The 26,034-nt window shown below is 72.4% G+C and carries 26 protein-coding genes and 1 pseudogene; 3 read left to right on the top strand and 24 right to left on the bottom strand.

Annotated elements, in window-relative coordinates:
• Positions 1-39: 39 nt before the first annotated feature.
• From ACFC0B_RS20240 to arc, 20 genes and pseudogenes are all read right to left on the bottom strand, one after another.
• Complete coding sequence (locus ACFC0B_RS20240) at positions 40-903, bottom strand: dihydrodipicolinate synthase family protein (RefSeq protein WP_376087455.1); 864 nt, start codon at positions 901-903, stop codon at positions 40-42.
• Positions 904-1,108: 205 nt separating this feature from the next.
• The gene (locus ACFC0B_RS20235) at positions 1,109-2,563 is read right to left on the bottom strand and encodes an NAD(P)/FAD-dependent oxidoreductase (RefSeq protein WP_376087304.1); all 1,455 of its coding nucleotides are present in this window, start codon (positions 2,561-2,563) and stop codon (positions 1,109-1,111) included.
• Positions 2,544-2,864 carry a (2Fe-2S)-binding protein gene (locus ACFC0B_RS20230; protein ID WP_376087302.1) on the bottom strand — a complete coding sequence of 107 codons (321 nt, stop codon included), beginning with the start codon at positions 2,862-2,864 and terminating at the stop codon, positions 2,544-2,546. Before ACFC0B_RS20230 ends, ACFC0B_RS20235 begins: the two co-directional genes overlap by 20 nt.
• A 120-nt stretch (positions 2,865-2,984) precedes the next feature.
• Entirely contained in the window at positions 2,985-4,166 is a 1,182-nt protein-coding gene (locus tag ACFC0B_RS20225; protein ID WP_376087300.1) for an NAD(P)/FAD-dependent oxidoreductase, read from the bottom strand.
• A gap of 132 nt (positions 4,167-4,298) precedes the next feature.
• Positions 4,299-5,189 (bottom strand): twin-arginine translocase subunit TatC, encoded by an 891-nt coding sequence (tatC, locus tag ACFC0B_RS20220; protein ID WP_376087453.1) that lies wholly within the window; start codon positions 5,187-5,189, stop codon positions 4,299-4,301.
• 121 nt (positions 5,190-5,310) lie between these two features.
• Positions 5,311-5,604, bottom strand: coding sequence for a Sec-independent protein translocase subunit TatA (gene tatA / locus ACFC0B_RS20215; RefSeq protein WP_376087298.1), 294 nt, complete (start codon positions 5,602-5,604; stop codon positions 5,311-5,313).
• Positions 5,605-5,877: 273 nt separating this feature from the next.
• Positions 5,878-6,057, bottom strand: a complete 180-nt coding sequence (locus ACFC0B_RS20210) for a hypothetical protein (RefSeq protein WP_376087296.1) — start codon at positions 6,055-6,057, stop codon at positions 5,878-5,880.
• Between the two features lie 29 nt (positions 6,058-6,086).
• Complete coding sequence (locus ACFC0B_RS20205; protein WP_376087294.1) at positions 6,087-6,317, bottom strand: hypothetical protein; 231 nt, start codon at positions 6,315-6,317, stop codon at positions 6,087-6,089.
• A gap of 3 nt (positions 6,318-6,320) precedes the next feature.
• Positions 6,321-7,277 (bottom strand): helix-turn-helix transcriptional regulator, encoded by a 957-nt coding sequence (locus ACFC0B_RS20200; RefSeq protein WP_376087292.1) that lies wholly within the window; start codon positions 7,275-7,277, stop codon positions 6,321-6,323.
• Between the two features lie 73 nt (positions 7,278-7,350).
• Complete coding sequence (locus tag ACFC0B_RS20195; RefSeq protein ID WP_376087290.1) at positions 7,351-8,331, bottom strand: helix-turn-helix transcriptional regulator; 981 nt, start codon at positions 8,329-8,331, stop codon at positions 7,351-7,353.
• A gap of 194 nt (positions 8,332-8,525) precedes the next feature.
• On the bottom strand, positions 8,526-8,891 hold the full coding sequence (locus ACFC0B_RS20190; RefSeq protein ID WP_350570767.1) for an FKBP-type peptidyl-prolyl cis-trans isomerase: 366 nt from the start codon (positions 8,889-8,891) through the stop codon (positions 8,526-8,528).
• 161 nt (positions 8,892-9,052) lie between these two features.
• Positions 9,053-10,363, bottom strand: coding sequence for an FKBP-type peptidyl-prolyl cis-trans isomerase (locus ACFC0B_RS20185; protein ID WP_376087288.1), 1,311 nt, complete (start codon positions 10,361-10,363; stop codon positions 9,053-9,055).
• Between the two features lie 277 nt (positions 10,364-10,640).
• Positions 10,641-11,633 (bottom strand): FKBP-type peptidyl-prolyl cis-trans isomerase, encoded by a 993-nt coding sequence (locus tag ACFC0B_RS20180; RefSeq protein ID WP_376087286.1) that lies wholly within the window; start codon positions 11,631-11,633, stop codon positions 10,641-10,643.
• A 173-nt stretch (positions 11,634-11,806) separates the two neighbouring features.
• A complete protein-coding gene (gene pafA, locus ACFC0B_RS20175) occupies positions 11,807-13,168 on the bottom strand; it encodes a Pup--protein ligase (RefSeq protein ID WP_350545455.1) in 1,362 nt (453 codons plus the stop codon).
• A gap of 126 nt (positions 13,169-13,294) precedes the next feature.
• Positions 13,295-14,080: a proteasome subunit alpha gene (gene prcA / locus ACFC0B_RS20170; protein WP_376087284.1), complete on the bottom strand. Its 786-nt coding sequence runs from the start codon at positions 14,078-14,080 to the stop codon at positions 13,295-13,297.
• A gap of 32 nt (positions 14,081-14,112) precedes the next feature.
• Positions 14,113-14,907, bottom strand: coding sequence for a proteasome subunit beta (gene prcB / locus ACFC0B_RS20165; protein WP_376087451.1), 795 nt, complete (start codon positions 14,905-14,907; stop codon positions 14,113-14,115).
• Positions 14,904-14,981, bottom strand: a pseudogene (locus ACFC0B_RS20160) (recombination endonuclease VII); the annotation flags it as partial. The pseudogene ACFC0B_RS20160 and the gene prcB, both read right to left, overlap by 4 nt.
• Positions 14,982-15,136: 155 nt before the next feature.
• The gene (locus ACFC0B_RS20155) at positions 15,137-15,355 is read right to left on the bottom strand and encodes a ubiquitin-like protein Pup (RefSeq protein ID WP_344321819.1); all 219 of its coding nucleotides are present in this window, start codon (positions 15,353-15,355) and stop codon (positions 15,137-15,139) included.
• Positions 15,356-15,535: 180 nt separating this feature from the next.
• Positions 15,536-17,047: a depupylase/deamidase Dop gene (gene dop / locus ACFC0B_RS20150; RefSeq protein ID WP_376087282.1), complete on the bottom strand. Its 1,512-nt coding sequence runs from the start codon at positions 17,045-17,047 to the stop codon at positions 15,536-15,538.
• A 216-nt stretch (positions 17,048-17,263) separates the two neighbouring features.
• Positions 17,264-19,030 carry a proteasome ATPase gene (arc, locus tag ACFC0B_RS20145; protein WP_376087280.1) on the bottom strand — a complete coding sequence of 589 codons (1,767 nt, stop codon included), beginning with the start codon at positions 19,028-19,030 and terminating at the stop codon, positions 17,264-17,266.
• 286 nt (positions 19,031-19,316) lie between these two features.
• Here arc and ACFC0B_RS20140 point away from each other — a divergent pair, with 286 nt between their 5' ends.
• Positions 19,317-19,619, top strand: a complete 303-nt coding sequence (locus tag ACFC0B_RS20140) for a ferredoxin (RefSeq protein WP_376087278.1) — start codon at positions 19,317-19,319, stop codon at positions 19,617-19,619.
• A gap of 14 nt (positions 19,620-19,633) precedes the next feature.
• Here ACFC0B_RS20140 and ACFC0B_RS20135 read toward each other — a convergent pair whose 3' ends face one another.
• From ACFC0B_RS20135 to ACFC0B_RS20125, 3 genes are all read right to left on the bottom strand, one after another.
• Positions 19,634-20,239: a hypothetical protein gene (locus ACFC0B_RS20135; RefSeq protein WP_376087276.1), complete on the bottom strand. Its 606-nt coding sequence runs from the start codon at positions 20,237-20,239 to the stop codon at positions 19,634-19,636.
• Between the two features lie 130 nt (positions 20,240-20,369).
• On the bottom strand, positions 20,370-21,329 hold the full coding sequence (locus ACFC0B_RS20130) for a tRNA (adenine-N1)-methyltransferase (RefSeq protein ID WP_376087274.1): 960 nt from the start codon (positions 21,327-21,329) through the stop codon (positions 20,370-20,372).
• A gap of 49 nt (positions 21,330-21,378) precedes the next feature.
• On the bottom strand, positions 21,379-22,599 hold the full coding sequence (locus tag ACFC0B_RS20125) for a site-2 protease family protein (protein ID WP_376087272.1): 1,221 nt from the start codon (positions 22,597-22,599) through the stop codon (positions 21,379-21,381).
• Between the two features lie 181 nt (positions 22,600-22,780).
• On the opposite strand from ACFC0B_RS20125, the gene ACFC0B_RS20120 reads away from it, so the two are divergent.
• On the top strand, positions 22,781-23,689 hold the full coding sequence (locus ACFC0B_RS20120) for a RecB family exonuclease (protein ID WP_376087270.1): 909 nt from the start codon (positions 22,781-22,783) through the stop codon (positions 23,687-23,689).
• A gap of 1 nt (position 23,690) precedes the next feature.
• A complete protein-coding gene (locus ACFC0B_RS20115) occupies positions 23,691-24,362 on the top strand; it encodes a response regulator transcription factor (RefSeq protein WP_148647703.1) in 672 nt (223 codons plus the stop codon).
• 52 nt (positions 24,363-24,414) lie between these two features.
• On the opposite strand, the gene ACFC0B_RS20110 is transcribed toward ACFC0B_RS20115, so the two are convergent.
• Positions 24,415-26,016: an ABC transporter substrate-binding protein gene (locus ACFC0B_RS20110; RefSeq protein WP_376087268.1), complete on the bottom strand. Its 1,602-nt coding sequence runs from the start codon at positions 26,014-26,016 to the stop codon at positions 24,415-24,417.
• Between the last annotated feature and the right edge of the window lie 18 nt (positions 26,017-26,034).

Raw genomic sequence — 26,034 nt, 5'->3', positions numbered from 1 at the left:
CAGCCGGCCGTCCCGGACTCCGGAACTACGGGGTGCGGATCAGGCGAGGCCCTCGGCCAGCGCCTTCTCGGTGGCGGCGCGGACGGCCGCCTCGATCTCCGGGGTCAGCGGCAGGCGCGGCGCCCGGGTCGGACCGCCGGGGCGGCCGGCGATGTCCATGGAGAGCTTGATCGCCTGGACGAACTCGGTCTTGGAGTCCCAGCGCAGCAGCTGGTGCAGCGCCTTGTAGAGCGGCAGCGCGGTGCCCAGGTCGTGGGCGACGGCGGCCTTGTACAGCGCGACGCTCGCCTCGGGCAGCGCGTTCGGGTAGCCGGCGATCCAGCCGACGGCGCCGGCCAGGGCCAGCTCCAGCAGCACGTCGTCGGCGCCGATCAGCAGGTCGAGGCCCGGGGCCAGCTCGGCGATCTCGTACGCCCGGCGGACGTCGCCGGTGAACTCCTTGACCGCGACGATCGAGCCCTCGGCGTGCAGCTCGGCGAGCAGCGACGGGACGAGGTCGACCTTGGTGTCGATCGGGTTGTTGTAGGCCACGATCGGCACGCCGGCCTTGGCGACCTCGGCGTAGTGGCCGCGGACGGCGGCCCGGTCGGCACGGTAGGCGTTCGGCGGCAGCAGCAGGACGGAGCCGGCGCCGGCCTCGGCGGCCTGCTCGGCCCAGCGGCGGGACTCGGCGCTGCCGTAGGCGGCGACGCCGGGCATCACGCGGGAGCCGTCGCCGGCCGCCTCGACGGCGACCTCGACGACCTTGGCGCGCTCCTCGGCGGTGAGGGTCTGGTACTCGCCGAGCGAGCCGTTGGGGACGACGCCGTCACAGCCGGACTCGATCAGCCAGCGGACGTGGTCGGCGTACGCGTCGTAGTCGACGGAGAGGTCCGGGCGCAGCGGGAGCGTGGTGGCGACCATGATGCCGCGCCAGGGCCGGGTGCTGTCGTGCGGGGTCTGGGACACAGGTGACTCCTTGGTGAGGTGTGACATTTTATTAGGGGGCGCGCGGCGGACACAAGAGTCCCCGCCGAGCGATTTCGGGCGGACCGTGACGGGCCGGGCCTGGTGGGCCCGGTCCCGCCCGGTCACGCCCCGTTCGGGCCCGGTCCGGGCCCGAACGGGCTCAGTGCGGGTCGGCCGGGCCGTCCGGCTCGGTCCGCTCGGCCGCGAGTTGTCCGAGCGGAACGGGGCAGGAGAACGGCCGGCTGTCCGCCCGGGACTCCTCCGGCACGGCACCGCCGCCCGCCAGGCAGGCCACCGCCGGACCGCACATCCGGCCCTGGCACCAGCCCATCCCGGCCCTGGTCAGCAGCTTGACGGTGCGCGCGTCGCCCGCGCCCAGCTCGTCCACCGCCTCGCGGATCCGCCCGACCGGGACCTCCTCGCAGCGGCAGACGTCGGTGTCCTCCCGCAGCCACTCGGTCCAGCCCGGGCCGGGCCGGTGGGCGGCGGCCATCAGCTCGGCGAAGGCCCGCAGCCGGGAGCGCCGGCGCAGCAGCGCGGTGCGCACCGGCTGGTCGGCGACCGCGTGCGCGGCCAGCTCGCCCTCGGTGATCGCCAGGTCGGCGCCGCCGACCCCGCAGGTCTCGCCGGCCGCCCAGAGCCCGGGGACGGTGGTCCTCAGGCGGGCGTCGACCTTGAGCGCGGCCGTGCCGTCGGGCGTGGTGCGGATGGCCGCGCCCACCTCGGTGGCCAGCTCGATCTGCGGGACCAGCCCGTGGCCGACGGCGAGCGCGTCGCACTCGATCCGCCGCTCACTGCCCGGCACCGTACGCCAGGCGGCGTCCAGCCGGGCCACCGTGACGGCGGTGACCCGGTCCGTGCCGTGCGCCTCGATGACCGCGCTGCGCGGCCGCAGCCGCACGCCGTGCCGCAGCAGCGCGGAGCCGTGCCCGGCGCCCTCGACGAGCTTGGCCGGAACGGCGGCCAGCACGCCGGGGCGCCGGGCGTACCCGAGGTACGCGGTGGCCTCGACCACCGCGGGCACCTCGGCGCCGGCGGTGACCAGGGAGGAGGCCGCCGCGAGCAGCAGCGGGCCGCTCCCGGCCACCACGATCCGTCGCCCGGGCAGCACCAGGCCGGCCTTGAGCATGGCCTGCGCGCCGCCGGCGGTCACCACCCCGGGCAGGGTCCAGCCGGGGAAGGGCAGCTGCCGCTCGTACGCGCCGGTGGCGAGCAGGACGGCGGCGGACCGGACGGTGGCCCGGTCGTCGGCGTCCGGACCGGTGGTGACGTGCAGCCGCCAGTCGCGCTCCCCCGCGCGCTCCAGCGCCCACACCTGGTGGCCGGCCAGCAGCTCGACGCGGCCGGCCGCGCGGTGGGCGGCGAGCCGGTCGGCGAGGCCGGTGTAGACCGACCAGCCGTGGTGCAGCCGGTCGGGCCGGTTGGCGCCGAGGCCGGGGGCGGGGTGGCGGTAGTACTGCCCGCCGGTGCTCCGGCCGGCGTCGACCAGGGCGCAGCGCAGCCCGAGGTCGGCGGCGGTCACGGCGGCGGCCAGGCCGGCCGGCCCGGCGCCGATCACCGCGAGGTCGTAGGGGTCCGGCCCGCCGGACAGGGGCTCAGACGTCGAGGTCGGCACGGCCGTGACCCTCCTGGGTGGTGACGGTGGTGCCGGGCTCGGCCGGCAGCAGGCAGGTGCGCTGGTTGGGCCGCCCGTCGACGGTGGCCAGGCAGTCGAAGCAGGCGCCGATGCCGCAGAACGCCCCGCGCGGCCGGCCGCCGACCCGGGTGGTGCGCCAGGCCAGCACGCCGTCGGCCCACAGGGCGGCGGCGATCGTCTGCCCGGGCAGCGCGGGCACGGGCCGACCGTCGAAGTCGATGGTGAACGCGGGTCCGGGCTCGGCCCGGACCAGCTCCGCGGGGGTGCGGGGACGGCGCATGGGTGGGGGTTCTCCGTTCAGCTCATGAGCCGATCGTGGGTTTGTCGGCCGGCCCGGCACACTCGGCGCAGCGGTGCGCTCGGCACGGTCGCCGCACACGGTGCGACGGGTGCCGCGGCCTCAGCCGGCGTCGGCCTCGGTACCGCCCCCGGCCGGGAAGCGGTCGGCCCGGAAGGGCGTGAGGTCCAGGTCAGCGGCCTTGCCGGTGAGCTGCTGGGCGATCAGCAGCCCGGTGGCCGGGGCCAGGCCGATGCCCGCGCCCTCGTGGCCGCAGGCGTGGTACAGACCGGACACCCGGGGGTCGGCGCCGATCGCGGGCAGGTGGTCCGGCAGGTACGGGCGGAAGCCGCGGTAGGCGCGCATCACGCTCACCCCGGCCAGGACCGGGAAGAGCGCGGCGGCCTGGGCGGCCAGCCGGTGCAGCACCTCGACCGAGAGCGTCCGGTCGAAACCGACCCGCTCGCGGCTGGCGCCGATCAGCACCGGCCCGCCCGGCGTGCCCTCGACCACGGCCGAGGTCTGCAGCGCGGCTGAGCCGCTGGCGACGTCGGCCACGTAGTCGGCGGCGTACACCTTGTGCCGGACGATCCGCGGCAGCGGCTCGGTGACCAGCACGAACCCGCGCCGCGGCAGCACCGGCAGCCGGACGCCGGCCAGCGCGGCCAGCTCGCCGCCCCAGGTGCCGGCGGCGTTGACCACGGCGGGCGCCTCGATCCGCCGCCGCTCGGTCTCGACGCCGCACACCGCGCCGTCGGATCCGAGCAGCACGGCCCGGACGGCCTCGCCGGTGTGCAGCCGGGCTCCGGCCCGGCGGGCGGCGCGCAGCAGGTGGGCGGCGGCCAGCGCGGGCTGGACCTGGGCGTCCTGGGGGTACAGGAAGCCGCCGGCCAGGCCGGGCGCGAGGTGCGGCTCCAGCTCGTTCAGCCGCTCGCCGGGGATCTCCTCGGAGATCACGCCGACCTCCGTCTGCTCGGCCGCGAAGGCGCGCAGCGCCTCCTGCCGGGCGGGCGTGTTGGCGACCACCAGGCCGCCCTTCGCCTCGTACTCGACGGCGACGCCGAGGTCGTCGGCGAGTTCGCGCCAGAGGCCGGTGGAGTACAGGGCGAGGTCGAGCTCGGGGCCGGGCTCCTTGTCGGAGACCAGCAGGTTGCCCTCGCCGGCGCCGGTGGTGCCGCCGGCGACCGGGCCGCGGTCGACGACGTCGACGCGCAGGCCGGCCCGTGCGGCGTAGTACGCGCAGGCGGCGCCGACGACGCCGGCACCGACCACGACGACGTCGGGGAGTCTCTGGGAGTGGGACACGTCAGTAATATGTCACATGCCATCGAAGCTGCCAAGACCGCCGCCCGGATCGGACCAAAAACGTCGAAAAGCCCCGGCCCGCCGCTGGGGAGCGGCGGGCCGGGGCTCGCGGGTCTCAGGCCCTCGGCCGGATCAGGTGATGTCGTCCATCTGCTCGTGGCGGGCGGCCGGCACCTGGGCGGACGCGCTCGGCGTGCCCGACGCCTCGATCGCCTCGGCCTTCGCGACCGGCGCCACCGAGAGGTCGACGTGCGAGGCCTCCTCGTCGTCCAGTGCGAGGTCCGGGTTGCGCCGGGCCCTGCGCCGGTCGTTCAGCATCGCGACCCCGACCGCGAGGAAGTACAGCGCCCAGATCGGCGCGGCCAGCGCCAGCATGCTGAGCGGGTCGGCGCTGGGCGTCGCGAAGGCGGCGAACACGGTGATGCCCATCACCATGCCGCGCCACCAGCCCAGCAGCCGCTTGCCGGTGACCATGCCCGTCAGGTTCAGCATGACCAGCAGCAGCGGGAACTCGAAGGCCAGGCCGAAGACCAGCACCAGCCGGGTGGCGATGTCGAAGTAGTCGGCGGGCGGCAGGATCGGTGTGGTCTGGTCCGGGGTGAACGAGATCAGCACCTGGACGGTCAGCGGCAGCAGCAGGATCGCCAGCGTCACACCGGCCAGGAACAGCGGCGCGCCGCACGCCATGAAGATGACCGTGTACTTGCGCTCGTGCTTGTGCAGGCCGGGCGCCACGAAGGCCCACAGCTGGTACAGCCAGATCGGCACGGTGACGACCACGCCGACCGTCAGGGCGACCTTGAGCATCCAGTTGAAGCCCGCGGTCAGACCGATGGTGGAGACCTGCGCGCACTTGCCCTTGGTGGACTCGATGTTGTCCGGGGTGCACTGCGGCAGCGGCTTGAGCAGCAGCGTCTCGATCTGCTTGTGGAAGATCAGCGCGACGATCGTGATCAGCACGATCGCCAGGACCGACTTGACCACGCGGTTCCGCAGTTCCCGCAGGTGGTCGGCGAGGGCCATCCGCCCCTCGGGATCCTTGGGCGTCTTCGACGCCTTGGTGAGCTTGCTCAACCCCGGTCCTCAACTCGTGCGTCGGGGCCCGCCGGTCGACGGGCCTCCAGTGGTCGCGCGTGCCGCGCGTTCAGCGCGCCCCGCCGTCCGGAGCGGACTGCCCGGTGGGCTGCTCGGACACCGGGCGGGCGGTCGCGGACGCACCCGGGGCGGACTGGATGGTCTTCGCCGTACCGCCGTCGGCCACCGCCGGGGCGGGCGGCGCCGGGGTGTCGGCACCGTCGGTGCGCATCGCCTTGGCCTCGCTCTTGAGGATCCGTGCCGACTGGCCGAGGGAACGCGCCAGCTCCGGCAGCCGCTTGGCGCCGAAGAGCACAATGGCAATGACCGCGACCAGGAGGATCGCGGTGAACGAGACCCGCATGCTCGACCACCTTCAGTCTTGGCGGCACCGACGGGCCGCCCGCTGCGGGGATGGTAACCGCTGCGGGTGACGCCGTGACGACGGCCGCCCGAACAGGACAGCGGCCCCCGTTCGCGCTCAGGAGCCAACTGAGAGCGTAACGCGCCCCCGCCTCCGCGCAGCAGCCCCCGGTGTCACCCGTTCGACATTCCCGGCAGCTCCCCGGCCCGCCGCCGCACTCCGTGCGCCGGGGCGAACGCTCCGTACGCCGGGCCCGCGACGGCCCGCGCGCCGTCAGCCGCGGCTCGCCGCCGTGGCCGCGAGGTCCCCGGCCGCCTCGGCCAGCGCCCGGGAGGCGGCGTCCACGCCCTTCGCCAGCGCGCGCACGTCCAGCCAGAGCCGGACCGCGAGGACGCCGAGCACCAGCAGGCCGGCGGTGGCGAGGAGGACGGCGGCGACGAGCATCCAGGACATGTCGCCCACCCTATCGGCCCCGGCCCCGCTCACCCCTCGGCCGGCACCAGCCGCATGGTCCGCACCCCGGCCCCGGTCAGCGCCGTGACGATCTTCTCCCCGGCGGGCTTGCGCACCGCCGCCCCGCACAGCGGGCACCCGAAGCTGTAGTGCGCCTGCGCCGCCGTGCGGCCGAACGTCAGGCGGAACGCCTCGACCGGCAGCTCCACCTTCTCCCGGCACTCCGAGCAGTACACCTTGAATCTGGTACCGGGCTCCACGGCTCAGACCAGCCCCTCCCCGTAGTGCGCCAGCGCCTCCAGCGCCGCCGCCCGCGCCTGCTCGGCCAGCTCCGGCGGCGAGACGATCCGCCCGTCGCGGCCCAGCCGCAGCGCGAGCGGGCGCAGCTGCGAGGGGTCGGCGCTGCGCAGGGTGATCCGCAGTCCGCCGTCGGGCAGCTCCTCGGCCCGGTCGTGGGTGTAGTACTCGGCGACCCAGCGGCCGCCGGAGGAGACCTCGACGACCACCTCGGGGTCGTCGGCGGAGGGGTTGACCAGCCCGCCGGAGAGGTCGCGCGGCTCGCGCTTGGGCGGGTCGGCGGGGACGTCCAGGACCTTGATCTCGGCGACCCGGTCGAGCCGGAACATCCGGTGGTCCTCGGAGGTCCGGCACCAGGCCTCCAGGTAGGTGTGGCCCTCGGTGAGCAGCCGGATCGGGTCGACCTCGCGCTCGGTCATGCCGCCGCGGCCGTGCGAGTAGTAGCGCAGCCAGAGCCGGCGGCCCTCGCTCAGGGCGCGGTCGATGTCGGCGAAGACGTGGCTCTCGGCCTCGAAGGTGACGCCGACCCGGGCGCTGCCCTCGGCGCTCTCCCCCGCCGCGTTCTCGATCTTGGCGACGGCCCGGGTGAGCGCCTCCCGGTCGCCCGCCCGCAGACCGGGCAGCCCGGCGACGGCGCGGGCGGCGACCAGCAGGGCGGTCGCCTCGTCGGCGGCCAGCCGCAGCGGCTGGGCGACGTCGTCGACGTTGTGCCACCAGATCCGCTCGCCGTCGGTGTCGATGTCGAGCAGGTCACCGCCGCGGAAGCTGGTGCCGCACATCGGCAGTACGTTGAGGTCGCCGATCAGTTCGCGCTCGCTGATGCCGAAGGCGCGGGCCACCTCGGCGACCTCGGCGCCGGGGCGCTCGCGCAGATAGGTGACCAGCGAGAGCATCCGCCGGGTCTGGTCGATCGCGTTGCTCATGCGTCCACCTCGCTACGCTCGGCGGGCGCTTCGCACAATACGCGCCTTCCCATGATTCCCTCGCTCCGCTCGCTCATGCCCGCACACCCTCCACCGCAGTTCCGGCCACCGCACGCAGCCGGTCGATGACGTCGGCCCGCAGCTCCTCGGGGCCGACCACCAGCACGTCCGGCCCGAACTCGGCGAGGTCGGCGCCGAGCCCGTTGCCGTACGGGATCTCCAGCTCGTCCCAGCTGTCGTCGGCCCGCCGGGTGGTGAGCGCCTTGGTGCGCAGCGGGAAGCCGGCACCGCGGCGGACCCTGACCACGGCGGTCGCGGTGGCGCCCTCGCCGGCGAACTTGGCGACGGTGGCGCGGACGTCCACGTGCTCGGGCACGGTGCCGAGGAAGGCGCCGGAGCGGGCCCGGACCTTGCCGGTGATCCGGCTGAGCCGGAAGACCCGGGCGTCCTCGCGGTCGCGGTCCCAGCCGGCCAGGTACCAGTGGCCGCGCCAGCACTCCAGGGCCCAGGGCTCGACGCCGCGCTGCTCGGCGGCGGCGGCGCCGGCCTTGCGGTAGTCGAAGGTGACCGGGCGGCGGTCGCGGGCGGCGGTGAGCAGCGGTTCGAACGCGGCCTCGCGGGCGGGGATGCGCGGTTCGAGGGCCGGGCGGCGCTCGGTCTCGGTGAACGGGACGCCGGCGGCGCGGAGCTTCTGGAGCGCGCCGCTGGCGGCGCCGCTCATCTTGGCCTGCTGCCAGACCCGGGCGGCGAGGGTGAGCGCGGCCGCCTCCTCGGCGTCGAGGGCGATCTCCGGCAGGCGGTTGCGGTCGGCGCGGGCGAGGTAGCCGAGTTCGCCGTCGAGGGCGTTCTCGTCGACGTCGATGACCAGTCCGAGTTCGCGCAGGTCGTCCTTGTCCCGCTCGAACATCCGGTTGAAGGCTTCCTCGCTGCTGTTCTGCCAGGCTTCGCGGTAGGCCTCGATGGACTCCCGCAGCTCCTTCTTGGAGAGCGGACGTCTGGTGTTCATCAGGCACAGGGCGAGATTCATCAGCCGCTCTGCCTTGGCGATCGCCATCGCTGACCCTTCCGGTGTGCCGCGCCGCGCGCGGGGTGCGCCCGCCGGGGCGTCGTCGTTGACCCGGCGGGACCGACCGTACCGGTAGCGGTACGCACGGCAAAAGCCGAGTCCGCGAACACGTGTCGCCGTGCCCGGCGGACGCGTGGGGCCGCACCCCGCGGACGGGGTGCGGCCCTGGGTGATCAGCGTCCTCAGACGGAGATCAGGTCGACCACGAAGATCAGGGTCGAGCCCGCCGGGATGAGCGGGCTGGGCGACTGGTTGCCGTAGGCCAGGTGCGGCGGGATGACCAGCTCGCGGCGGCCGCCGACCTTCATGCCGGCGACGCCCTGGTCCCAGCCCTTGATGACCCGGCCGCCGCCGAGCGGGAACTTGAAGGTCGAGCCGCGGTTCCAGCTGGCGTCGAACTCCTCGCCGGTCGCGAAGGTCACGCCGACGTAGTGGACCTCGACGACCTGGCCCGGCTTGGCCTCCTCGCCGGTGCCGACGGTGATGTCGCGGATCTTCAGCTCGGTCGGCGCGTCGCCGACGGGGAAGTCGATCTCGGGCTTGCTCACTAGTGCCTCATCTCACGGTTGGTTCGTTCCATGACCAAGCGGCGGGCGCCCGCACCACGGTCCGTTCCCGGACCACGGTACGGGCGCCCGCCGCCCGCCCGGGCCCGGCCACGCGGCCGGACCCGAAGGTCACACGCACACCATTGTCACCCGAAAGTGGATCAGCCCTGACCGGCGTCGAGGATGTCGACGACGAAGACCAGCGTGGAGTTCGCGGGGATCTCGCCCTGGGCCTGGTCCTTGTAGCCGAGCGAGGCCGGGATGACGAGCTCGACGCGGCTGCCGATGGTCTGGCCCTCCAGGCCCTGGTCCCAGCCGGCGATGACCTGGCCGCCGCCGAGCGGGAAGGAGAACGCCTGGCCCTTGCTCAGCGAGGAGTCGAAGACCTTGCCGTCCTTGAACAGGGCGCCGGTGTACTGGACGAGGATCTTCTCGCCCTTCTCGACCTTGCGGCCCTCGCCCTTGATCAGGACGTGGCTCTTGAGCTCGGTCGGGTCGGCGGCGCCGGGCACCGGGGTGATCTCGGCGGGCTTCTTGCCGTTGTCCTTGACCTGCGGGAAGTCCGCGGGCGGCGGGGTCACGGTGCCGCTGACGACGGCGTCGGGGGCGTTGGTGTTGCGGATGTCGATGACGAAGATCAGGTTGTCCTTCGCCCCGATGGACATGCTCGGGTTGCCCTGGGCACCGAAGGCGGCGGCCGGCGGGGCGACGACGAGCAGCCGGGAGCCGGCCTTCTTGCCGACGACGGCCTGGTCGAGCGCCGGGATGAGCGCGTCGGTGCCGGCCTGGAAGATCTGCGGCTTGCCCTTCTCGTCGTACGAGGAGGGGATGTCCTTGCCGGTGTTCCAGTCCTTGCCGGTGTAGTCGACCGAGGTCCAGGAGTTCTTCTCGACCTTGGGACCGCTGCCCTCGGAGAGCACCTTGACGACGAAGCTGCCGTCGGACTGGTCGGCCGGCACCTCGATGGTCGCCTTGGTCCCGAAGTCACCGGTGACGTTGGGCAGCACCTTGGCGCTGTCCTTGATCGGCGGGACCGGGTCGGGGGTCGGCGTGGCCGGGGCCGACTTGGCGGCGTCCGGCTTGGCGGCGGTGTCGTCGGACGAACCGTCCTTGTTCACCAGGTACAGGGTGACGGCGCTGCCGATGAGCAGGACGCCCAGGACCGTGCCGAGGATCACGCCGAGCTTGCCGACCCTGCCCGGGTTCTCGTCGTACCCGGCCTCCGAGGTGTCCTGGCGGCGGACGGTGGAGGCGAAGATCTGCGGGACGTCGTCCTCGGTCTTCGTCCCCGCGGTCCGCGGCGCTTCCCCGGACCCGCCCCACCCGGCCTGCTGCTTCAGGATCGCCGGGGGCACGATGATCGACTCACCGTCGCCCGGGAGCGGGCCGCCGGGCCGCGAGTCGGCCGGGTCTCCGGCGGAGTTACCGTGCGCGGTACCGGACCCGCCCGGGCTCGACGCTTTCTCAGACATGACTCCCCATCCATCTCGCCACGAGGTCTTCGAGGTCTACGGCCGGCGTGGTGGCGCCGCGGTGCTGTCGCACTGCCCGCCCGGACCCCGGACGCCGGCGGCGCCTACCACAGTGCGAGGGCAGTATGACAGGTCAGGATGAGGGCGGGCGCTTGCCAGTGCGAGCGCCCGCCCAAGCGTACGGAATCCCCCCGGGCTCGAACCAGCCCGTGCAAAGGATCTCCGCGGATCCGTGCGGATCCCCGGCCCGCGCCGACCGGCGCGGACCCGCCGGGCGCTACACGGCCTCCAGGATGTCCACGACGAACACCAGGGTCGAGTTCGGCGGCACGGAGCCCTGCGCCTGGTCCTTGTAGCCGAGCGCCGGCGGCACCACCAGCAGCACCCTGCTGCCGACGTTCTGGCCGACCAGGCCCTTGTCCCAGCCCTCGATGACGCTGCCGGTGCCGATCTGCAGCGCCTGCGCGCCGCCGTGGCTCCAGGAGGAGTCGAACTGTTGGCCGTTGCTCCACAGCACCCCGGTGTACTGCACGACCAGGGTCTGCCCGGACTTGACCTGCTTGCCCTCGCCCTTGATCAGCACGGCCTGCTGGAGGTCGGTCGGCGGGGCCTGCCCGGCCGGCACGGTGATGGTGACGGCGGCCTTGCCGTTGTCCTTGACCTGCGGCAGGTTCGCCGGCGGCGGCGTCATGGTGCCGGAGAGCGTGGAGTCCGGCGGCAGGCTCTCCATGATGTCGAGCACGAACACCACCGTGTCGCCGGGGCCGACGCCCAGCTGGGTGGAGCCCTGGGTGCCGAACGCGGCGGCCGGCGGCGCGACGACCAGCAGCCGGCTGCCGACCTTCTTGCCGATCACGCTCTGGTCGAAGGCCGGCACCAGCTGCCCGCTGCCCGCCTGGTAGAGCTGCGGCTTGCCGCCGGAGTCGTAGGAGCTGGGCAGGTCCTTGCCGGTGGTCCAGTCCTTGGCGGTGTAGTTGACCGTCACCCAGTCGCCCTTGTTGACCGCCGGGCGGTCGCCCTCGCTGACGGTGTTCACCACGAACTGCCCGCTGGGCTGCTGGCCCTCGGGAAGGGTGATGGTGGCCTTGCTCCCGAAGCCGCCGCCGGACAGCGTCGGCATCGGCGAGGCCTCGTTCACCGGGGCGGGCACGGTGGGCGCGGCGGTCGGCGACGCCGTGGGCGTGGCCTCGCCGGCCGGCTTGGTGGAGCTGCTGCAGGCCACCGCCAGCAACAGGGGCAGGGTGAGAAGCAACCCGGCGGTGCGGCGCACGGCGTTCCTAACTGTCGGTCAAAGTCGGCTCTCCGGACTCCGGCTCCGGACTCGACGGACAGCGTATGCGCAGACGGCGCCCGGTCCCGGTAGACACCACCGGGACCGGGCGCCGCGAAGATCACACCGGTGGAGGACGCGGCCCGCGCGCCGCTCCCCCGCCCGCGCGCCGGTCACATGCCGGCGATGAGCTTCTCCACCCGCTCGTCGACGGACCGGAACGGGTCCTTGCAGAGCACCGTGCGCTGCGCCTGGTCGTTCAGCTTGAGGTGCACCCAGTCGACGGTGAAGTCGCGGCGCTGCTCCTGCGCCCGGCGGATGAAGTCGCCGCGCAGCCGGGCCCGGGTGGTCTGCGGCGGGATCGACTTGGCCTCGAAGGTCTTGAGGTCGGTGGTCACCCGCTGCGCCTGGTTCTTGGCCTGGAGCAGGTAGAACAGGCCGCGGCGGCGGTGGATGTCGTGGTAGGCGAGGTCGATCTGGGCGACCCGGGGGTTGCTCATGCTCATCTGGTGCTTCTCGCGGTAGCGCTCGATGAGCTTGTACTTCATGATCCAGTCGATCTCGGTGGCGACCCCGTCGAGGCGCTCGGTGCGGACCGCCTCCAGGGTGCGGCCCCACAGGTCGAGGACGCGCGCGATGGTGCCGGTGTTGATGCCCTTGCGGTCGGCGAACTCCAGGGCCTTGGTGTAGTACTCCTCCTGGATGTCGAGCGCGCTGGCCTCCCGGCCGTTGGCGAGCCGGACCTGGTGGGTGCCGGTGAGGTCGTGGCTGACCTCGCGGATCGCCCGGATCGGGTTCTCCAGGGTGAGGTCGCGCATCACCACGCCGGCCTCGATGAGCCGCAGCACCAGGTCGGTGGAGCCCACCTTGAGCAGGGTGGTGGTCTCCGACATGTTGGAGTCGCCGACGATGACGTGCAGCCGGCGGTAGCGCTCGGCGTCGGCGTGCGGCTCGTCCCGGGTGTTGATGATCGGGCGGGAGCGGGTGGTCGCCGAGCTGACGCCCTCCCAGATGTGCTCGGCGCGCTGGCTGACGCAGTAGACCGCGCCGCGCGGGGTCTGCAGCACCTTGCCGGCGCCGCAGATCAGCTGCCGGGTCACCAGGAACGGGATGAGCACGTCGGCCAGCCGGGAGAACTCGCCGTGCCGGGCCACCAGGTAGTTCTCGTGGCAGCCGTAGGAGTTGCCGGCGGAGTCGGTGTTGTTCTTGAAGAGGTAGACGTCCCCGGCGATGCCCTCCTCGTGCAGCCGCCGCTCGGCGTCGACCAGCAGGCCTTCGAGGATGCGCTCGCCCGCCTTGTCGTGCGTCACCAGCTCGACGACGTCGTCGCACTCGGGGGTGGCGTACTCGGGGTGCGAGCCGACGTCGAGGTAGAGGCGGGCACCGTTGCGCAGGAACACGTTGCTGCTGCGGCCCCAGGAGACTACGCGGCGGAAGAGGTAGCGGGCGACCTCGTCCGGGGACAGCCTGCGCTGCCCGCGGAACGTACAGGTGACGCCGTACTCGTTCTCCAACCCGAAAATTCGGCGGTCCATGGGCCATCCATTCTCTGATGGGAGCTGTCCGAAACCGCCTCCGCGAAAGCCCGTCCGGGCCGCCGCAGGGGCACCGGGGTCCCGTCCGGCCGCCGTCTCCGGCCGCCGTGCGGGACCCCGTGGGCACTACTGGTCGGAGTCGCCGGGCGGGGTGGCCGCCGGCTTCGCCGTGCCGTCCGTGTCGTCCGAGTCCTCCGACTCGGCGGACTCGTCGCCGTCCAGCAGCCGGGCGAGCTGGCCGCCCAGGATCCGCTTGAACTTGCGCTGCTGGAAGCGCTGGCGGTCCAGGACCGCCACCTCCAGCTGGTCGGGGGTGAGGGTGCGCGGGCTGCCGCCGTTGGGGTCGCGGGCGAGCGAGTCCACCGCGACCTTGACGGCCTCGGTCAGCGAGAACCCGCTGCGGTGCCGCTGGCCCAGGTAGTTGCCGATCGAGTCGGCGTTGCCGCCGACCACGACGTAGTTCTTCTCGTCGACGACCGAGCCGTCGGGGGTGAGCCGGTAGATCTGGTCGTCGTCGCTCGTGCGGCCGACCTCGGCCACGATCAGCTCGACCTCGTAGGGCTTCTCCCCGACCGAGGAGAAGATGGTGCCGAGGGTCTGGGCGTAGACGTTGGCCAGGCCCCGGGCGGTGACGTCGGCCCGGTCGTAGGTGTAACCGCGCAGGTCGGCGTAGCGCACGCCGCCGATGCGCAGGTTCTCGAACTCGTTGTACCGGCCGACCGCCGCGAAGGCGATCTTGTCGTAGATCTCGGACACCTTGTGGAGCGCCCGGGAGGTGTTCTCGGCGACGAAGACGATGCCGTCGGCGTAGGTGAGCACGACCACGCTGCGACCGCGCGCGATGCCCTTGCGGGCGTACTCCGCGCGGTCCGCCATGGCCTGCTGGGGGGAGACGTAGAACGGTGTCGACACCGGCGGTCGTCCCTTCCTTCCTCAGTTGATGGCTAGAGCAGCGGGGCCTGCGGCCCGTTGGGGTGCGACAGGCGCTGGTCGGTGATGGAGACGGCGATCTCGGCGACCTCGGCCTCGGTGAGCCGGCGGAAGCCGTCCTCGGTGATCAGCGAGACGATCGGGAAGATCTTCCGGGCGAGGTCGGGGCCGCCGGTGGCGGAGTCGTCGTCGGCCGCGTCGTAGAGGGCCTGGACGACCATGGTGGAGGCCTGCTCGGCCGTCAGGTCCTCACGGTGCAGCTTCTTCATCGAGCCGCGGGCGAAGACCGAGCCGGAGCCGGTGGCGGCGAAGCCGCGCTCCTCGGAGCGGCCGCCGGTGACGTCGTAGGTGAAGATCCGGCCGCGGCCGAGGTCGGTGTCGTAGCCGGCGAACATCGGCACCACCGCGAGGCCCTGCATCGCCATGCCGAGGTTGCCGCGGATCATGGTGGTGAGCCGGTTGGCCTTGCCCTCCAGGGAGAGCACGGTCCCCTCGATCTTCTCGTAGTGCTCCAGCTCCAGCTGGAACATCCGGACCATCTCGATCGCGAGGCCCGCGGTGCCGGCGACGCCGACCGCGCTGTACTCGTCCGCCGGGAAGACCTTCTCCATGTCCCGCTGGGCGATGACGTTGCCCATGGTCGCGCGGCGGTCACCGGCGAGGACCACACCGCCGTCGAAGACCGCGGCGACGATGGTCGTGCCGTGCGGGGCCTCGATGACGCCCTCGGGAAGGCGGCGCCGACCGGGGATCAGCTCGGGCCGGTGGGCCTCCAGGAAGTCGAGGAACGACGAGGACCCCGGGGTCAGGAAGGCAGCCGGTAGACGCCCGGTGCCACGAGTGTTGGCTTCCACACGATTCCTTCCAGGTAGCTTGAAGCGCGCACTGCCCGCACCCTACCCGCCGGACGATCACTGTCCAGCACGGCGGAGGGCCGGACCGGGTGGACGGACGGCTCCCGCCGCCCGCCCGCCGTCATCGGTCGCAACCGTGAATTCCCGGAATGCCGCCGGGCAACCGCCCGGATTCCGACCGGGACTACTGTCCGCCCTTTTGCACGAACTGCCGCACGAAATCCTCGGCGTTCGATTCCAGGACCTCGTCGATTTCGTCCAGAACCGCGTCGACGTCGTCGCTCAGCTTTTCCTGGCGCTCCTTGAGGTCATCCGAATTCTGCGCTTCCGCGGCCTGCTCCTCGACCTCCTCGGAGGAGCGGTTCGCCCGCTGCTGGCCGCCGCCGGTGTCCTTGCTCGCCATTTACCTCACCCCGCTCGATCGTCTGGCACGGTTTGGTCGCTGCTTGCTGCACCGACCCTATACACAAGGTGCGACAACCCGCTTCCGGTTTGCCGGTGGCACTTCCTGTCCAACGTCCGCCGTCACCCCGGATGATTCCCATTTGCCCGGCGTTCACCCATGGTGATCGGCAAGTGACGGTCATCCGCCGGAGAGCACCCGCAGCAGGTCCTCCGCCGTGCGGCAGCGGTCCAGCAGCTCCTTGACGTGGTTGCGGGTCCCGCGCAGCGGCTCCAGGGTGGGCACCCGCTGGAGCGAGTCCCGGCCCGGCAGGTCGAAGATCACCGAGTCCCAGGAGGCCGCCGCGACGTGCTCGGCGTACTGTTCCAGGCAGCGCCCGCGGAAGTACGCCCGGGTGTCCTCCGGGGGCTTGGTGACGGCCCTGGCGACCTCCTCCTCGGTCACCAGCCGGTCGAACCGGCCGCGGGCCACCAGGCGGTTGTAGAGGCCCTTCTCGGGCCGCACGTCGCTGTACTGGAGGTCGACCAGCTGCAGCCGCGGGTTGTCCCACTCCAGGGCGTCCCGGCTGCGGTAGCCCTCCAGGATCTCCCGCTTGGCGATCCAGTCCAGCTGGCGCGAGAGCGACATCGGGTCCCGCTCCAGACGGCCCAGCACGTCCTCCCAGCGGGCCAGCACGTCCACGGTCTGCTCGTCGGCGTCGGTGCCGAAGCGGTCCTCGACGTACTTGCGGGCCAGCTCGAAGTACTCCAGCTGGAGCTGGACGGCGGTGAGCCGGCGGCCGCTGCGCAGCGTGACCAGGTGCTTCAGGGTGGGGTCGTGGGAGATCCGGTGCAGGGTGCGCACCGGCTGGTCGACGGCCAGGTCCGAGGTGATGAAGGCGTCCTCGATCATGGCCAGGACCAGCGAGGTGGTGCCGAGCTTGAGGTAGGTGGAGATCTCGGAGAGGTTGGCGTCGCCGATGATCACGTGCAGCCGGCGGTACTTCTCGGCGTCGGCGTGCGGTTCGTCCCGGGTGTTGATGATCGGCCGTTTGAGGGTGGTCTCCAGTCCGACCTCGACCTCGAAGAAGTCCGCGCGCTGGCTGATCTGGAAGCCGTGGGCGGAGCCGTCCTGCCCGATGCCGACCCGGCCGGCGCCGGTCACCACCTGGCGCGAGACGAAGAACGGGGTGAGGTGGCGGACGATGTCCGCGAACGGCGTCGCCCGCTTCATCAGGTAGTTCTCGTGGGTGCCGTAGGAGGCGCCCTTGTTGTCGGTGTTGTTCTTGTACAGGTGGATGTTCTGCCCGTTGGGCAGCTCCAGCGCGCGCTGTGCGGCGGCCGCCATGATCCGTTCGCCGGCCTTGTCCCAGAGCACGGCGTCGCGCGGGTTGGTCACCTCGGGCGAGCTGTACTCGGGGTGCGCGTGGTCCACGTAGAACCGCGCGCCGTTGGTGAGGATGACGTTGGCGAGGCCGATGTCCTCGTCGGTCAGCTGGCTGGCGTCGGCGACGTCCCGTGCGAGGTCGAAGCCCCGGGCGTCGCGCAGCGGATTCTCCTCCTCGAAGTCCCACCGGGCCCGCCGTGCCCGGTGCATCGCCGCCGCGTACGCGTTGACGATCTGGGACGAGGTGAGCATGGCGTTGGCGTTGGGGTGCCCGGGCACGGAGATCCCGTACTCGGTCTCGATGCCCATCACGCGCCGTACGGTCATGCGGCCCTCCTTGCCCGGTGCGCCGCCCCCGGCGGGCGGTCCACACTGACGTACCGCTCGACGACACCGACGCCGGCCGTCTGCCCGCGAACGGTGGATCGAGCCTAGAACGCGGCACCGACCGGCGGGCCCCGAGACGCGCCGTCCGGCTGCGGGGCCGCGAGGCGCCACAGCCGGACGGGGTGCGTGCGTTCCGGGAGGCCCGGACCGGTTCGGTTACAGGTACTGCCCGGTGTTGGCGACAGTGTCGATGGAGCGGCCGGACTCGGCGCCCTGCTTCCCCGTGACCAGGGTGCGGATGAAGACGATCCGCTCGCCCTTCTTGCCGGAGATCCGGGCCCAGTCGTCCGGGTTGGTGGTGTTCGGCAGGTCCTCGTTCTCCTTGAACTCGTCCACGCAGGCGTTGAGCAGGTGGGAGACCCGCAGGCCCCGCTGGCCGTGGTCGAGGTAGTCCTTGATGGCCATCTTCTTGGCCCGGTCGACGATGTTCTGGATCATCGCGCCGGAGTTGAAGTCCTTGAAGTACAGGACCTCCTTGTCACCGTTGGCGTAGGTGACCTCCAGGAAGCGGTTCTCCTCGGTCTCGGAGTACATCCGCTCCACCACCGACTGGATCATCGCGGCCACCGTGGCCTCGACGGAGCCGTCGTGCTCCTTGACGTCGTCCGGGTGGAAGGGCAGCGAGTCCTTGAGGTACTTGGAGAAGATGTCCTTGGCCGCCTCGGCGTCCGGCCGCTCGATCTTGATCTTGACGTCCAGGCGGCCGGGCCGCAGGATCGCCGGGTCGATCATGTCCTCGCGGTTCGAGGCGCCGATGACGATGACGTTCTCCAGGCCCTCCACGCCGTCGATCTCGGCGAGCAGCTGGGGGACGATGGTGTTCTCGACGTCCGAGCTGACACCGGAGCCGCGGGTGCGGAAGAGCGACTCCATCTCGTCGAAGAAGACGATGACGGGGGTGCCCTCGCCGGCCTTCTCCCGGGCGCGCTGGAAGACCAGGCGGATCTGCCGCTCGGTCTCGCCGACGTACTTGTTGAGCAGCTCGGGGCCCTTGATGTTGAGGAAGTAGCTCTTCCCCTGGGGCCGGCCGGTGACCTCCGCGACCTTCTTGGCCAGCGAGTTCGCCACCGCCTTGGCGATCAGCGTCTTGCCGCAGCCGGGCGGGCCGTAGAGCAGCACGCCCTTGGGCGGGCGCAGCTCGTACTCCTTGAAGAGCTCGGCGTGCAGGTAGGGCAGCTCGACCGCGTCGCGGATCAGCTCGATCTGGTTGGCGAGGCCGCCGATCTGGCGGTAGTCGATGTCCGGGACCTCTTCGAGGACCAGCTCCTCGACCTCGGCCTTCGGCACGACCTCGTAGACGTAGCCGGAACGCGGTTCCAGCAGCAGGGCGTCCCCCGCCCGGAGGGTGGCCTCGCGCAGCGGTTCGGCGAGGCGGACCACCCGCTCCTCGTCGGTGTGGCCGATGACCAGGGCGCGCTCGCCGTCCTCCAGGACCTCCTTGAGGGTGACGAGGTCGCCGATGCGCTCGAAGGCCATCGCGTCCACGATGTTGAGGGCCTCGTTGAGCATCACTTCCTGGCCGCGCCGCAGCTCGTCGAGGGCGACGTTGGGGCTGACGTTCACGCGGAGCTTGCGGCCGCCGGTGAAGATGTCGGCGGTGTCGTCCTCGTTGGCGCTGAGGAAGACGCCGAATCCGGCCGGGGGCTGTGCCAGCCGGTCCACTTCCTCCTTGAGGGCCACGATCTGGTCGCGGGCCTCGCGCAGGGTGGAGGCGAGCCGTTCGTTCTGGGCGGTCACGCCGGCCAGGTTGGTCTGGAGCTCGACGATCCGCTCTTCGAGGATTCTCGAATTGCGCGGCGAGTCGGCGAGCTTGCGGCGCAGGACGGCGATTTCCTGCTCAAGGTACGAGAGCTGAGCGGCCTCGTCGGAACCACGAGCGGGCCTGCCGGTGCTGCGGTTGTAGTCGTCATCGTGGGCTGCCACGGTCCTCACCTCCTCCGGGGAGCTGGACGCTTCCAGACCCTACCTGGGACCAGGGGTCCGTAAACCCCTAGATCAAGAAAGATGGAACGGGCGTGTCCGATCTTCGCCCTCGCGTGCTTCCCCTCTGCTAGGGGGATACCCACCGCGCACGGGCCAAAGCGGACCAGATGTATCGTCGATCGAGTCGATATCCGATCGCGACCGGCACACAGGGGCCGATCGTTGTACGAATGGCGGGAATGCCCCAGGACGGGGCGTCCCGGGACAGAAACGGCGGACAATCATCATGTCGGTGAGCGAGTCGACGGCGGCGGCCGAGCCGCTGGAGGTGTGGATCGACCAGGATCTGTGCACCGGCGACGGCATCTGCGCGCAGTACGCGCCGGAGGTCTTCGAGCTGGACATCGACGGCCTCGCCTATGTGAAGGGCGAGGACGACGAGTTGCGCCAGCAGCCCGGCGAGACGGTTCGGGTGCCGCTGACGCTGCTTCAGGACGTGGTGGACTCGGTGAAGGACTGCCCGGGCGACTGCATCCACGTGCGCCGGGCCGCGGACGGCGTCGAGGTGTACGGACCTGACGCGGAGTGAAGCGCCGGTAGCGCTCAGGTCGAGGCGATCGGGGCGGCGGTCTGGGAGCGGTCCCAGCCGCCGCCCTTGTGCGTCCAGGTGAGGTCGAGCGAGATGTCGGGCGCGAACCGCGGCACGTCGTCGCCGGAGTAGCCCCGCGCGTGGGCGGTGACGGCGCCGTCGGAGCGCAGCGCCAGGCGGCTGACGGTGAGGTTCTCGCGCTCGGAGAGCAGGGTGGCCAGCACGGCGGGCCGCCCGCCGGGGCCGGCGCCGAGCAGGTAGACGGCGTCGGGCGGGGTGCCGTTCTCGGCGGCGCAGTGCGCGGCGGCGACGGTGCCGGGGCGGCCGTCGCCGAGGTCGGCGGCGAAGCTGACGGACACGGTCACCGGGAACGGCCCGCAGTCGAGCGGGAGTTCGGCCTTCGCGGGGTCGGGGGCGGCGGCCGCGGGGAGGGCCCTGGGGGTGGTCCGGGCGGGCCCGGGGGCGCCGCTCGCGGGGCCCGCGGCGAGCCCGGCGGCCACCACGGCGGCGCAGCCGGCCACCGTCACGGCCCAGTGCCAGGGGGCGGTGCGCCCGTGCCGGGGGCCGCCACGGCCCGTTGCGGTCTGCTGTCCAGCCGTCGTCCCGACCGCGGTCTCCACCAGGCGTCCCCTCCAGTGGTCTGTGTGAGCGAGCATCGTCCCACACCGGGGCGACGGCGCGGTGGCGCGGGTGTGCGGGAACGCGGGAGGGGTGGTACGGCGGCGCCGTACCACCCCTCCGGGAGGTGTCTCAGTCGAGGCCGGCCTGGTCGGCGGCCTCGGCGCGGGCGGCGGCCCGGGCGGCCGCGCGCTCCTGCAGGCTGGGCTCGGGGGACCCGTTGTCGTAGTCCTCGCCGTAGGCGCCCTTGGCCGGACGGCGGCGGCGCAGCGGCGGCTCGACGCCGTCGGCGAGCCGGCGGGCGGTGAGCAGGAAGCCGGTGTGGCCGATCATCCGGTGGTCCGGGCGGACGGCCAGGCCCTCCAGGTGCCAGGTGCGGACCATGGTCTCCCAGGCCTGCGGCTCGGTGAAGGTGCCGTGGTCGCGCAGCGCCTCGACGGTCTTGGACATCTGCGTCGTGGTGGCCACGTAGCAGCAGATGAGGCCGCCGGGGACGAGCGCCCGGGAGGCGACGTCCAGGCACTCCCAGGGGGCGAGCATGTCGAGGATCACGCGGTCGACGTCGGTCTCGACCAGGTTGTCCTGGAGGTCGCCCACGGTGAGCTTCCACGCCGGGTGCGGCCCGCCGAAGTAGCGCTCGACGTTGCCCTTGGCGATGTCGGCGAAGTCCTGGCGGCGCTCGTAGGAGGCGAGCATGCCGGTGTCGCCGACGGCGCGCAGCAGGTAGGTGGAGAGCGCGCCCGAGCCGACGCCGGCCTCGACCACGCGGGCGCCGGCGAAGATGTCGGCCATCGCCAGGATCTGCCCCGCGTCCTTGGGGTAGATCACGGCGGCGCCGCGCGGCATGGACAGGACGTAGTCGGGGAGCAGGGGGCGCAGCGCGAGGTACGGGACGTTCCCCGTGGTGCGCACGACCGTGCCCTCGGGGGCGCCGATCAGCTCGTCGTGCGGGAACGCACCCTTGTGGGTGTGGAATTGGTTCCCGGCCTGGAGCGTGAACGTGTAGTGGCGGCCCTTGGGGTCGGTCAGCTGGACCTGGTCCCCGACCTGGAAGGGCCCTCGTCGGCGGGCGGCACCGGTCGGTTCGGACATGCGGACAATCCTAAGGGAAGCGAACCGTCCGGCTGACCAGGTGATCCTTTCAACGGCCGGTGACGGCGGCGGTCAGCCGCTGTTCGATGTCGGTGAGCGCGGCGACCCCGTAGGTGCGGCCGTCCTCCTCGACGACGAGGTACTCCCCGGCGGGGGTGGCCCGGACGGCGCGCAGCAGGTCCTCGCCGGCGAGGTCGGCGGAGAGCAGCAGCCCGGGTTCGAGGTCGCGGGCGAGCGGGCCGACGGCGACCCAGGGGCGGCGGTGCTCGGGGACGGAGCGGACGGCGGCCTCCCGGAGGATGGCGATCGGCTCGCCGCGGCCGTCGACGACCACGACCGCGCCGGCCCGGGCCTCGTGGGCACGCCGCATGGCCTCGCCGAGCGGGGTGTCGGCGGTGACCTCGACGGCCCGGCGGGCGAGGTCGCGCAGCCGCAGGCCGGGCAGCACCTCCTTGAGCCGGGCGTTGCGCAGCGCGCCGGTGGCGCCGTTCCAGATGATCGCGGCGAGGACGGCCGCGAGGACGGCGTCGACCAGGGTGTCGGTGCGGCTGCGGTCGAGCGCCCGGGCGGAGCTGATCAGCGGCAGGCCGATCAGGACCGCGACGGCGAGCGCGCGGCCGGCCCAGGCGGCGGCGACGGTGCCGGCCATCGGCCGGCCGGTGGCCGCCCAGACGACGGCGCGCAGCATCCGGCCGCCGTCCAGCGGCAGGCCGGGCAGCAGGTTGAAGGCGGCGACGACGAGGTTGGAGACCATCAGGCCGGTGAGCAGCACGCCGGGGACGGTGGAGACCTCGACGGCCCGGAGGGCGAGGTAGAAGACGCCGCCGAGGACGAGCGAGAGCAGCGGGCCGACGAAGGCCAGCCAGAACTCCCGCCAGGGGCGCTCGGCCTCGTTCTCGATCTCCGAGACGCCGCCGAAGAACTGGAGCTGGATGCGGCGCACGCCGAGCTTGTAGCGCAGCGCGACCAGGGTGTGGGCGAGTTCGTGGACCAGCACCGAGCCGTAGAAGGCGACGGCGAAGGAGAACGCGACCAGGTAGCGGGCGGCGCCGAGCTCGGGCAGCACCCGGTCGAGCTGACCGCCGAAGACCCAGGTGATCAGGGCCGCGATGACGAACCAGGACGGTGTGACGTAGATCGGCACGCCGAAGGGGCGGCCCATCAGGATGCCGCCGCGGGGCTCCGGCTCACGGGGCGGCGGGGTCCCTGGCCGGTCGCCGCCGCCGTGCGGTGGCTGGTCGGAGGTGTGCTGCCCCCTGGAGTCGCTCACCGTGTTCCCTTCCTCCGTCGCCCCCGCCGCGCGCCGCGCGCCGGTGCGCCCACGCTACGTGATCGCGGCCGCCGTCCGGCGTCCGCCCCTCGCCTTCCCACTGCCTTCATACCCCGTGGCGAGCGCTTTCCGGCAGCACCGTGGCAGCGGGATGACAGCGCAGGGCAATAGGGTCTGGGGTATGCAGCAGACCGAGACCAGCAGTCCCGCCGCGGTCGCGCCCCGTCCGGCGGCGGCCCCGACGGGGCTGTCCCCGTCGCGCGCGGGCGACTTCCTGACCTGCCCGCTGTTGTACCGGCTGCGGGTGATCGACCGGCTGCCGGAACCGCCGAGCCCGGCGGCGACCCGGGGCACGCTGGTGCACGCGGTGCTGGAGCGGCTGTTCGACTCGCCGGCGGCCGACCGGACGCCGGAGCGGGCGCTGGGGCTGCTGCGCCCGCAGTGGGAGCGGCTGCTGGGCGAGCGTCCGGAGCTGGCCGGGCTGTTCCCGGAGGATCCGGACGGCGCGGCGCTGACCCGCTGGCTGGCGGACGCGGAGAAGCTGGTCGGCCAGTGGTTCCGGCTGGAGGACCCGACCCGGCTGCACCCGGTGGAGCGCGAGCTGTACGTGGAGACGGCGCTGGAGTCGGGGCTGCTGCTGCGCGGCTACATCGACCGGGTGGACGTCGCACCGACCGGCGAGGTCCGGCTGGTGGACTACAAGACCGGCCGGGCGCCTTCGAGGGACTTCGAGGGCAAGGCGATGTTCCAGATGAAGTTCTACGCGCTGGTGGTCTGGCGCTGGAAGGGCGTGATCCCCAAGCGGCTGCAGCTGGTCTACCTGGGCGGCGGCGGGGACGTGGTCAGCTACGACCCGGACGAGGCGGACCTGCTCGCGGTGGAGCGCAAGCTGCTGGCGCTGTGGGAGCGGATCGGCCGGGCGGTGGCCACCGGCGACTTCCCGGCGACCCGCAACCGGCTCTGCGACTGGTGCGACCACCAGGCCAGCTGTCCGGAGTTCGGCGGCACGCCCCCGCCGTACCCGCTGCCGCTGGCGCGCACGTCCGACGAGGGCGATCCCACGGGGGATCCGACGAACAAGGAGTCGTAGGGTGACGATCCGAGTGCTGCTGGTCGACGACCAGCCGCTGCTGCGCACCGGTTTCCGGATGATCCTGGAGGCCGAGTCCGACCTGGTGGTGGTCGGCGAGGCCGGCGACGGCCAGCAGGCGCTGGACCAGGTGCGGGCGCTGCAGCCCGACGTGGTGCTGATGGACATCCGGATGCCGCGGATGGACGGCGTGGAGGCGACCCGCCGGATCGCCGGTCCGGGGCGGGACGGTCCGGCGAAGGTCCTGGTGCTGACCACCTTCGACCTGGACGAGTACGTCGTGGAGGCGCTGCGCGCGGGGGCGAGCGGCTTCCTGCTGAAGGACGTGCCGGCCGAGGAGCTGGTGCAGGCGATCCGGGTGGTGGCGGACGGCGCGGCGATGCTGGCGCCCTCGATCACCCGGCGGCTGCTGGACATGTACGCCACCAAGCTGCCCTCGGGCGAGGAGGCGCCGCCGCAGGCGCTGAACGCGCTGACCGAGCGGGAGCTGGAGGTGCTGAAGCTGGTGGCGCGGGGGCTGTCGAACGCGGAGATCGCGGCGGAGCTGTTCGTCAGCGAGACGACGGTGAAGACGCACGTCGGCCATGTGCTGACCAAGCTGCAGCTGCGGGACCGGGTGCAGGCGGCGGTGTACGCCTACGAGAGCGGCCTGGTGCGCCCGGGCACGCTGTAGGCCCGTGCACGGACGGGCCGCCGTGGTGTGCGCGCCCGGGGCGGCGGGCCGCCTACTTGCCGCTGCGGCCGATCTCCCAGAAGCGGAAGAAGCCGGTGGTGTCGACGGTGGACTCCACGCCGGTGATGTTGGAGCGGGAGGTGAAGAAGGCCTTGTTCTGGAACAGCGGGATGAGCGGGGCGTTGGTGGCCACGATGCCCTGGATCTGGGCGTAGGCGCCGGTCGCGGCGGCCCGGTCGGTCTGCTTGAGGGTCTCGGGCACCAGCTTCTGGCTGATCTGCGGGTCGTCCCAGCCGTGGTGGTAGGAGCCGCCGTCGACGATCAGCGGGGCGACGTAGTTGTCCGGGTCCGGGTAGTCCGCGAACCAGCCGATCGTGTACAGCTGGTACTTGCCCTCGTTCCAGCCCTTCTTGTAGGTGTCCCAGTCGGGCTCCTGCTGCACCGTGATCTGGAACAGGCCGCCGGCCTCCAGCTGCTTCTTCAGCGTCTCGGCCTCAGCGGACTCGGCGCGCGAGCGCGACCAGGTGAGGGTCAGCTTGACCGGGGTCTGCACCTTGGCCGCGGTGAGGATCGCCTTGGCCTTGGTGGTGTCCTGGTCGCCGTAGCGGTCGAAGAAGGCCGTGTTGTGGCCGGTGACACCGGCCGGGACCATCGAGTACAGCGGCTGGACGGTGCGCGCGAAGACGTCGCGGGCCAGCGACTTGCGGTCGATCAGCTGGGCCGCGGCCTGGCGGACGGCGACGTTGCCGGCGGTGGCGTCCTTGGTGTTGAACACCAGGTAGCGGGTGTCGTTGCTGTCGCCCTCGACGACGCGCAGGTCGGTCTTGCCGCCCTGCTGGTCGGAGAGGATCTGGGCGGCGGTGTTCGGCTCCAGGCTGTTGTCGGCGAGGTCGACCTCGCCGCTGTCCAGCGCGGCCTTGAGGTCGGCCGGCTTGTCGAAGTAGCGCAGGGTGAACTTCTTGTTCCGCAGCTTGGCGTCGCCGGTGTACTTGTCGTTCGGCGAGAGCACGACCTTCGCCGGGCCGCCCTTGGCCATCGCCTCGACCGCGTCGATCTTGTACGGGCCGGAGCCGATCTGCTTGTCGTTGGGCAGCGCCTTGTCGGCCGGGTAGACCTCCTGGTCGACGATGGCGCCGGCCGGGCCGGCCAGCTTGGCCGGGAGGGTCGCGTCGGGCTGGCCGAGGTGGAAGACCACCTCGGTGTCGTTGATCGCCTCGACGGACTTGATCGACGACAGCAGGCCGGCCGGGCCGTTCGGGTCGTTGATCTTCAGGGTCCGCTGGACCGAGTGGACGACGTCGGCGGCGGTGAGCGCGTGGCCGTTGGAGAACTTCAGCCCGCTCCTGAGCGTGCAGTGGTACTGGGTGGCGTCGCCGGCGGTGAACTCGCAGGACTGGGCGGCGTCCGGGGTAGGCGCGCTGGAGGCGGCCGGGTAGCTGAGCAGCGACTGGAAGGTGTTGCGCATCAGCAGCCAGGAGCCGGCGTCGTACGCGACGGCCGGGTCCAGGGCGCTGGTCAGCGCGGTGGTGCCCATCGTGACGGCCTTGTCGCCGTCCCCCTTGACGGCGTCGGTGACCGAGCCGCAGCCGGCCACCGAGGCGGCGACGATTCCGGCACAGCCGAGCACGGCCAGTCGTTCAGCTGAAGTCTTCACGGGTCGCGTCCTTCTGGG

It is taken from the genome of Kitasatospora sp. NPDC056184, from assembly GCF_042268405.1.
Lineage (GTDB): Bacteria > Actinomycetota > Actinomycetes > Streptomycetales > Streptomycetaceae > Kitasatospora.
This window is presented reverse-complemented; position numbering and strand designations above follow the sequence as displayed.

Bases quoted from the DNA above. Each gene is read 5' to 3' on its own strand.
- ACFC0B_RS20155 (WP_344321819.1), bottom strand. From the start codon at position 15,355: ATGGCGAGCAAGGACACCGGCGGCGGCCAGCAGCGGGCGAACCGCTCC.
- ACFC0B_RS20230 (WP_376087302.1), bottom strand. From the start codon at position 2,864: ATGCGCCGTCCCCGCACCCCCGCGGAGCTGGTCCGGGCCGAGCCCGGA.
- ACFC0B_RS20240 (WP_376087455.1), bottom strand. From the start codon at position 903: ATGGTCGCCACCACGCTCCCGCTGCGCCCGGACCTCTCCGTCGACTAC.
- pafA (WP_350545455.1), bottom strand. From the start codon at position 13,168: ATGGACCGCCGAATTTTCGGGTTGGAGAACGAGTACGGCGTCACCTGT.
- ACFC0B_RS20195 (WP_376087290.1), bottom strand. From the start codon at position 8,331: ATGGCGATCGCCAAGGCAGAGCGGCTGATGAATCTCGCCCTGTGCCTG.
- tatA (WP_376087298.1), bottom strand. From the start codon at position 5,604: ATGCGGGTCTCGTTCACCGCGATCCTCCTGGTCGCGGTCATTGCCATT.
- dop (WP_376087282.1), bottom strand. From the start codon at position 17,047: ATGACCGTACGGCGCGTGATGGGCATCGAGACCGAGTACGGGATCTCC.
- tatC (WP_376087453.1), bottom strand. From the start codon at position 5,189: ATGGCCCTCGCCGACCACCTGCGGGAACTGCGGAACCGCGTGGTCAAG.
- ACFC0B_RS20185 (WP_376087288.1), bottom strand. From the start codon at position 10,363: ATGTCTGAGAAAGCGTCGAGCCCGGGCGGGTCCGGTACCGCGCACGGT.
- ACFC0B_RS20120 (WP_376087270.1), top strand. From the start codon at position 22,781: ATGCAGCAGACCGAGACCAGCAGTCCCGCCGCGGTCGCGCCCCGTCCG.
- ACFC0B_RS20210 (WP_376087296.1), bottom strand. From the start codon at position 6,057: ATGTCCTGGATGCTCGTCGCCGCCGTCCTCCTCGCCACCGCCGGCCTG.
- ACFC0B_RS20130 (WP_376087274.1), bottom strand. From the start codon at position 21,329: ATGTCCGAACCGACCGGTGCCGCCCGCCGACGAGGGCCCTTCCAGGTC.
- ACFC0B_RS20140 (WP_376087278.1), top strand. From the start codon at position 19,317: ATGTCGGTGAGCGAGTCGACGGCGGCGGCCGAGCCGCTGGAGGTGTGG.
- ACFC0B_RS20200 (WP_376087292.1), bottom strand. From the start codon at position 7,277: ATGAGCAACGCGATCGACCAGACCCGGCGGATGCTCTCGCTGGTCACC.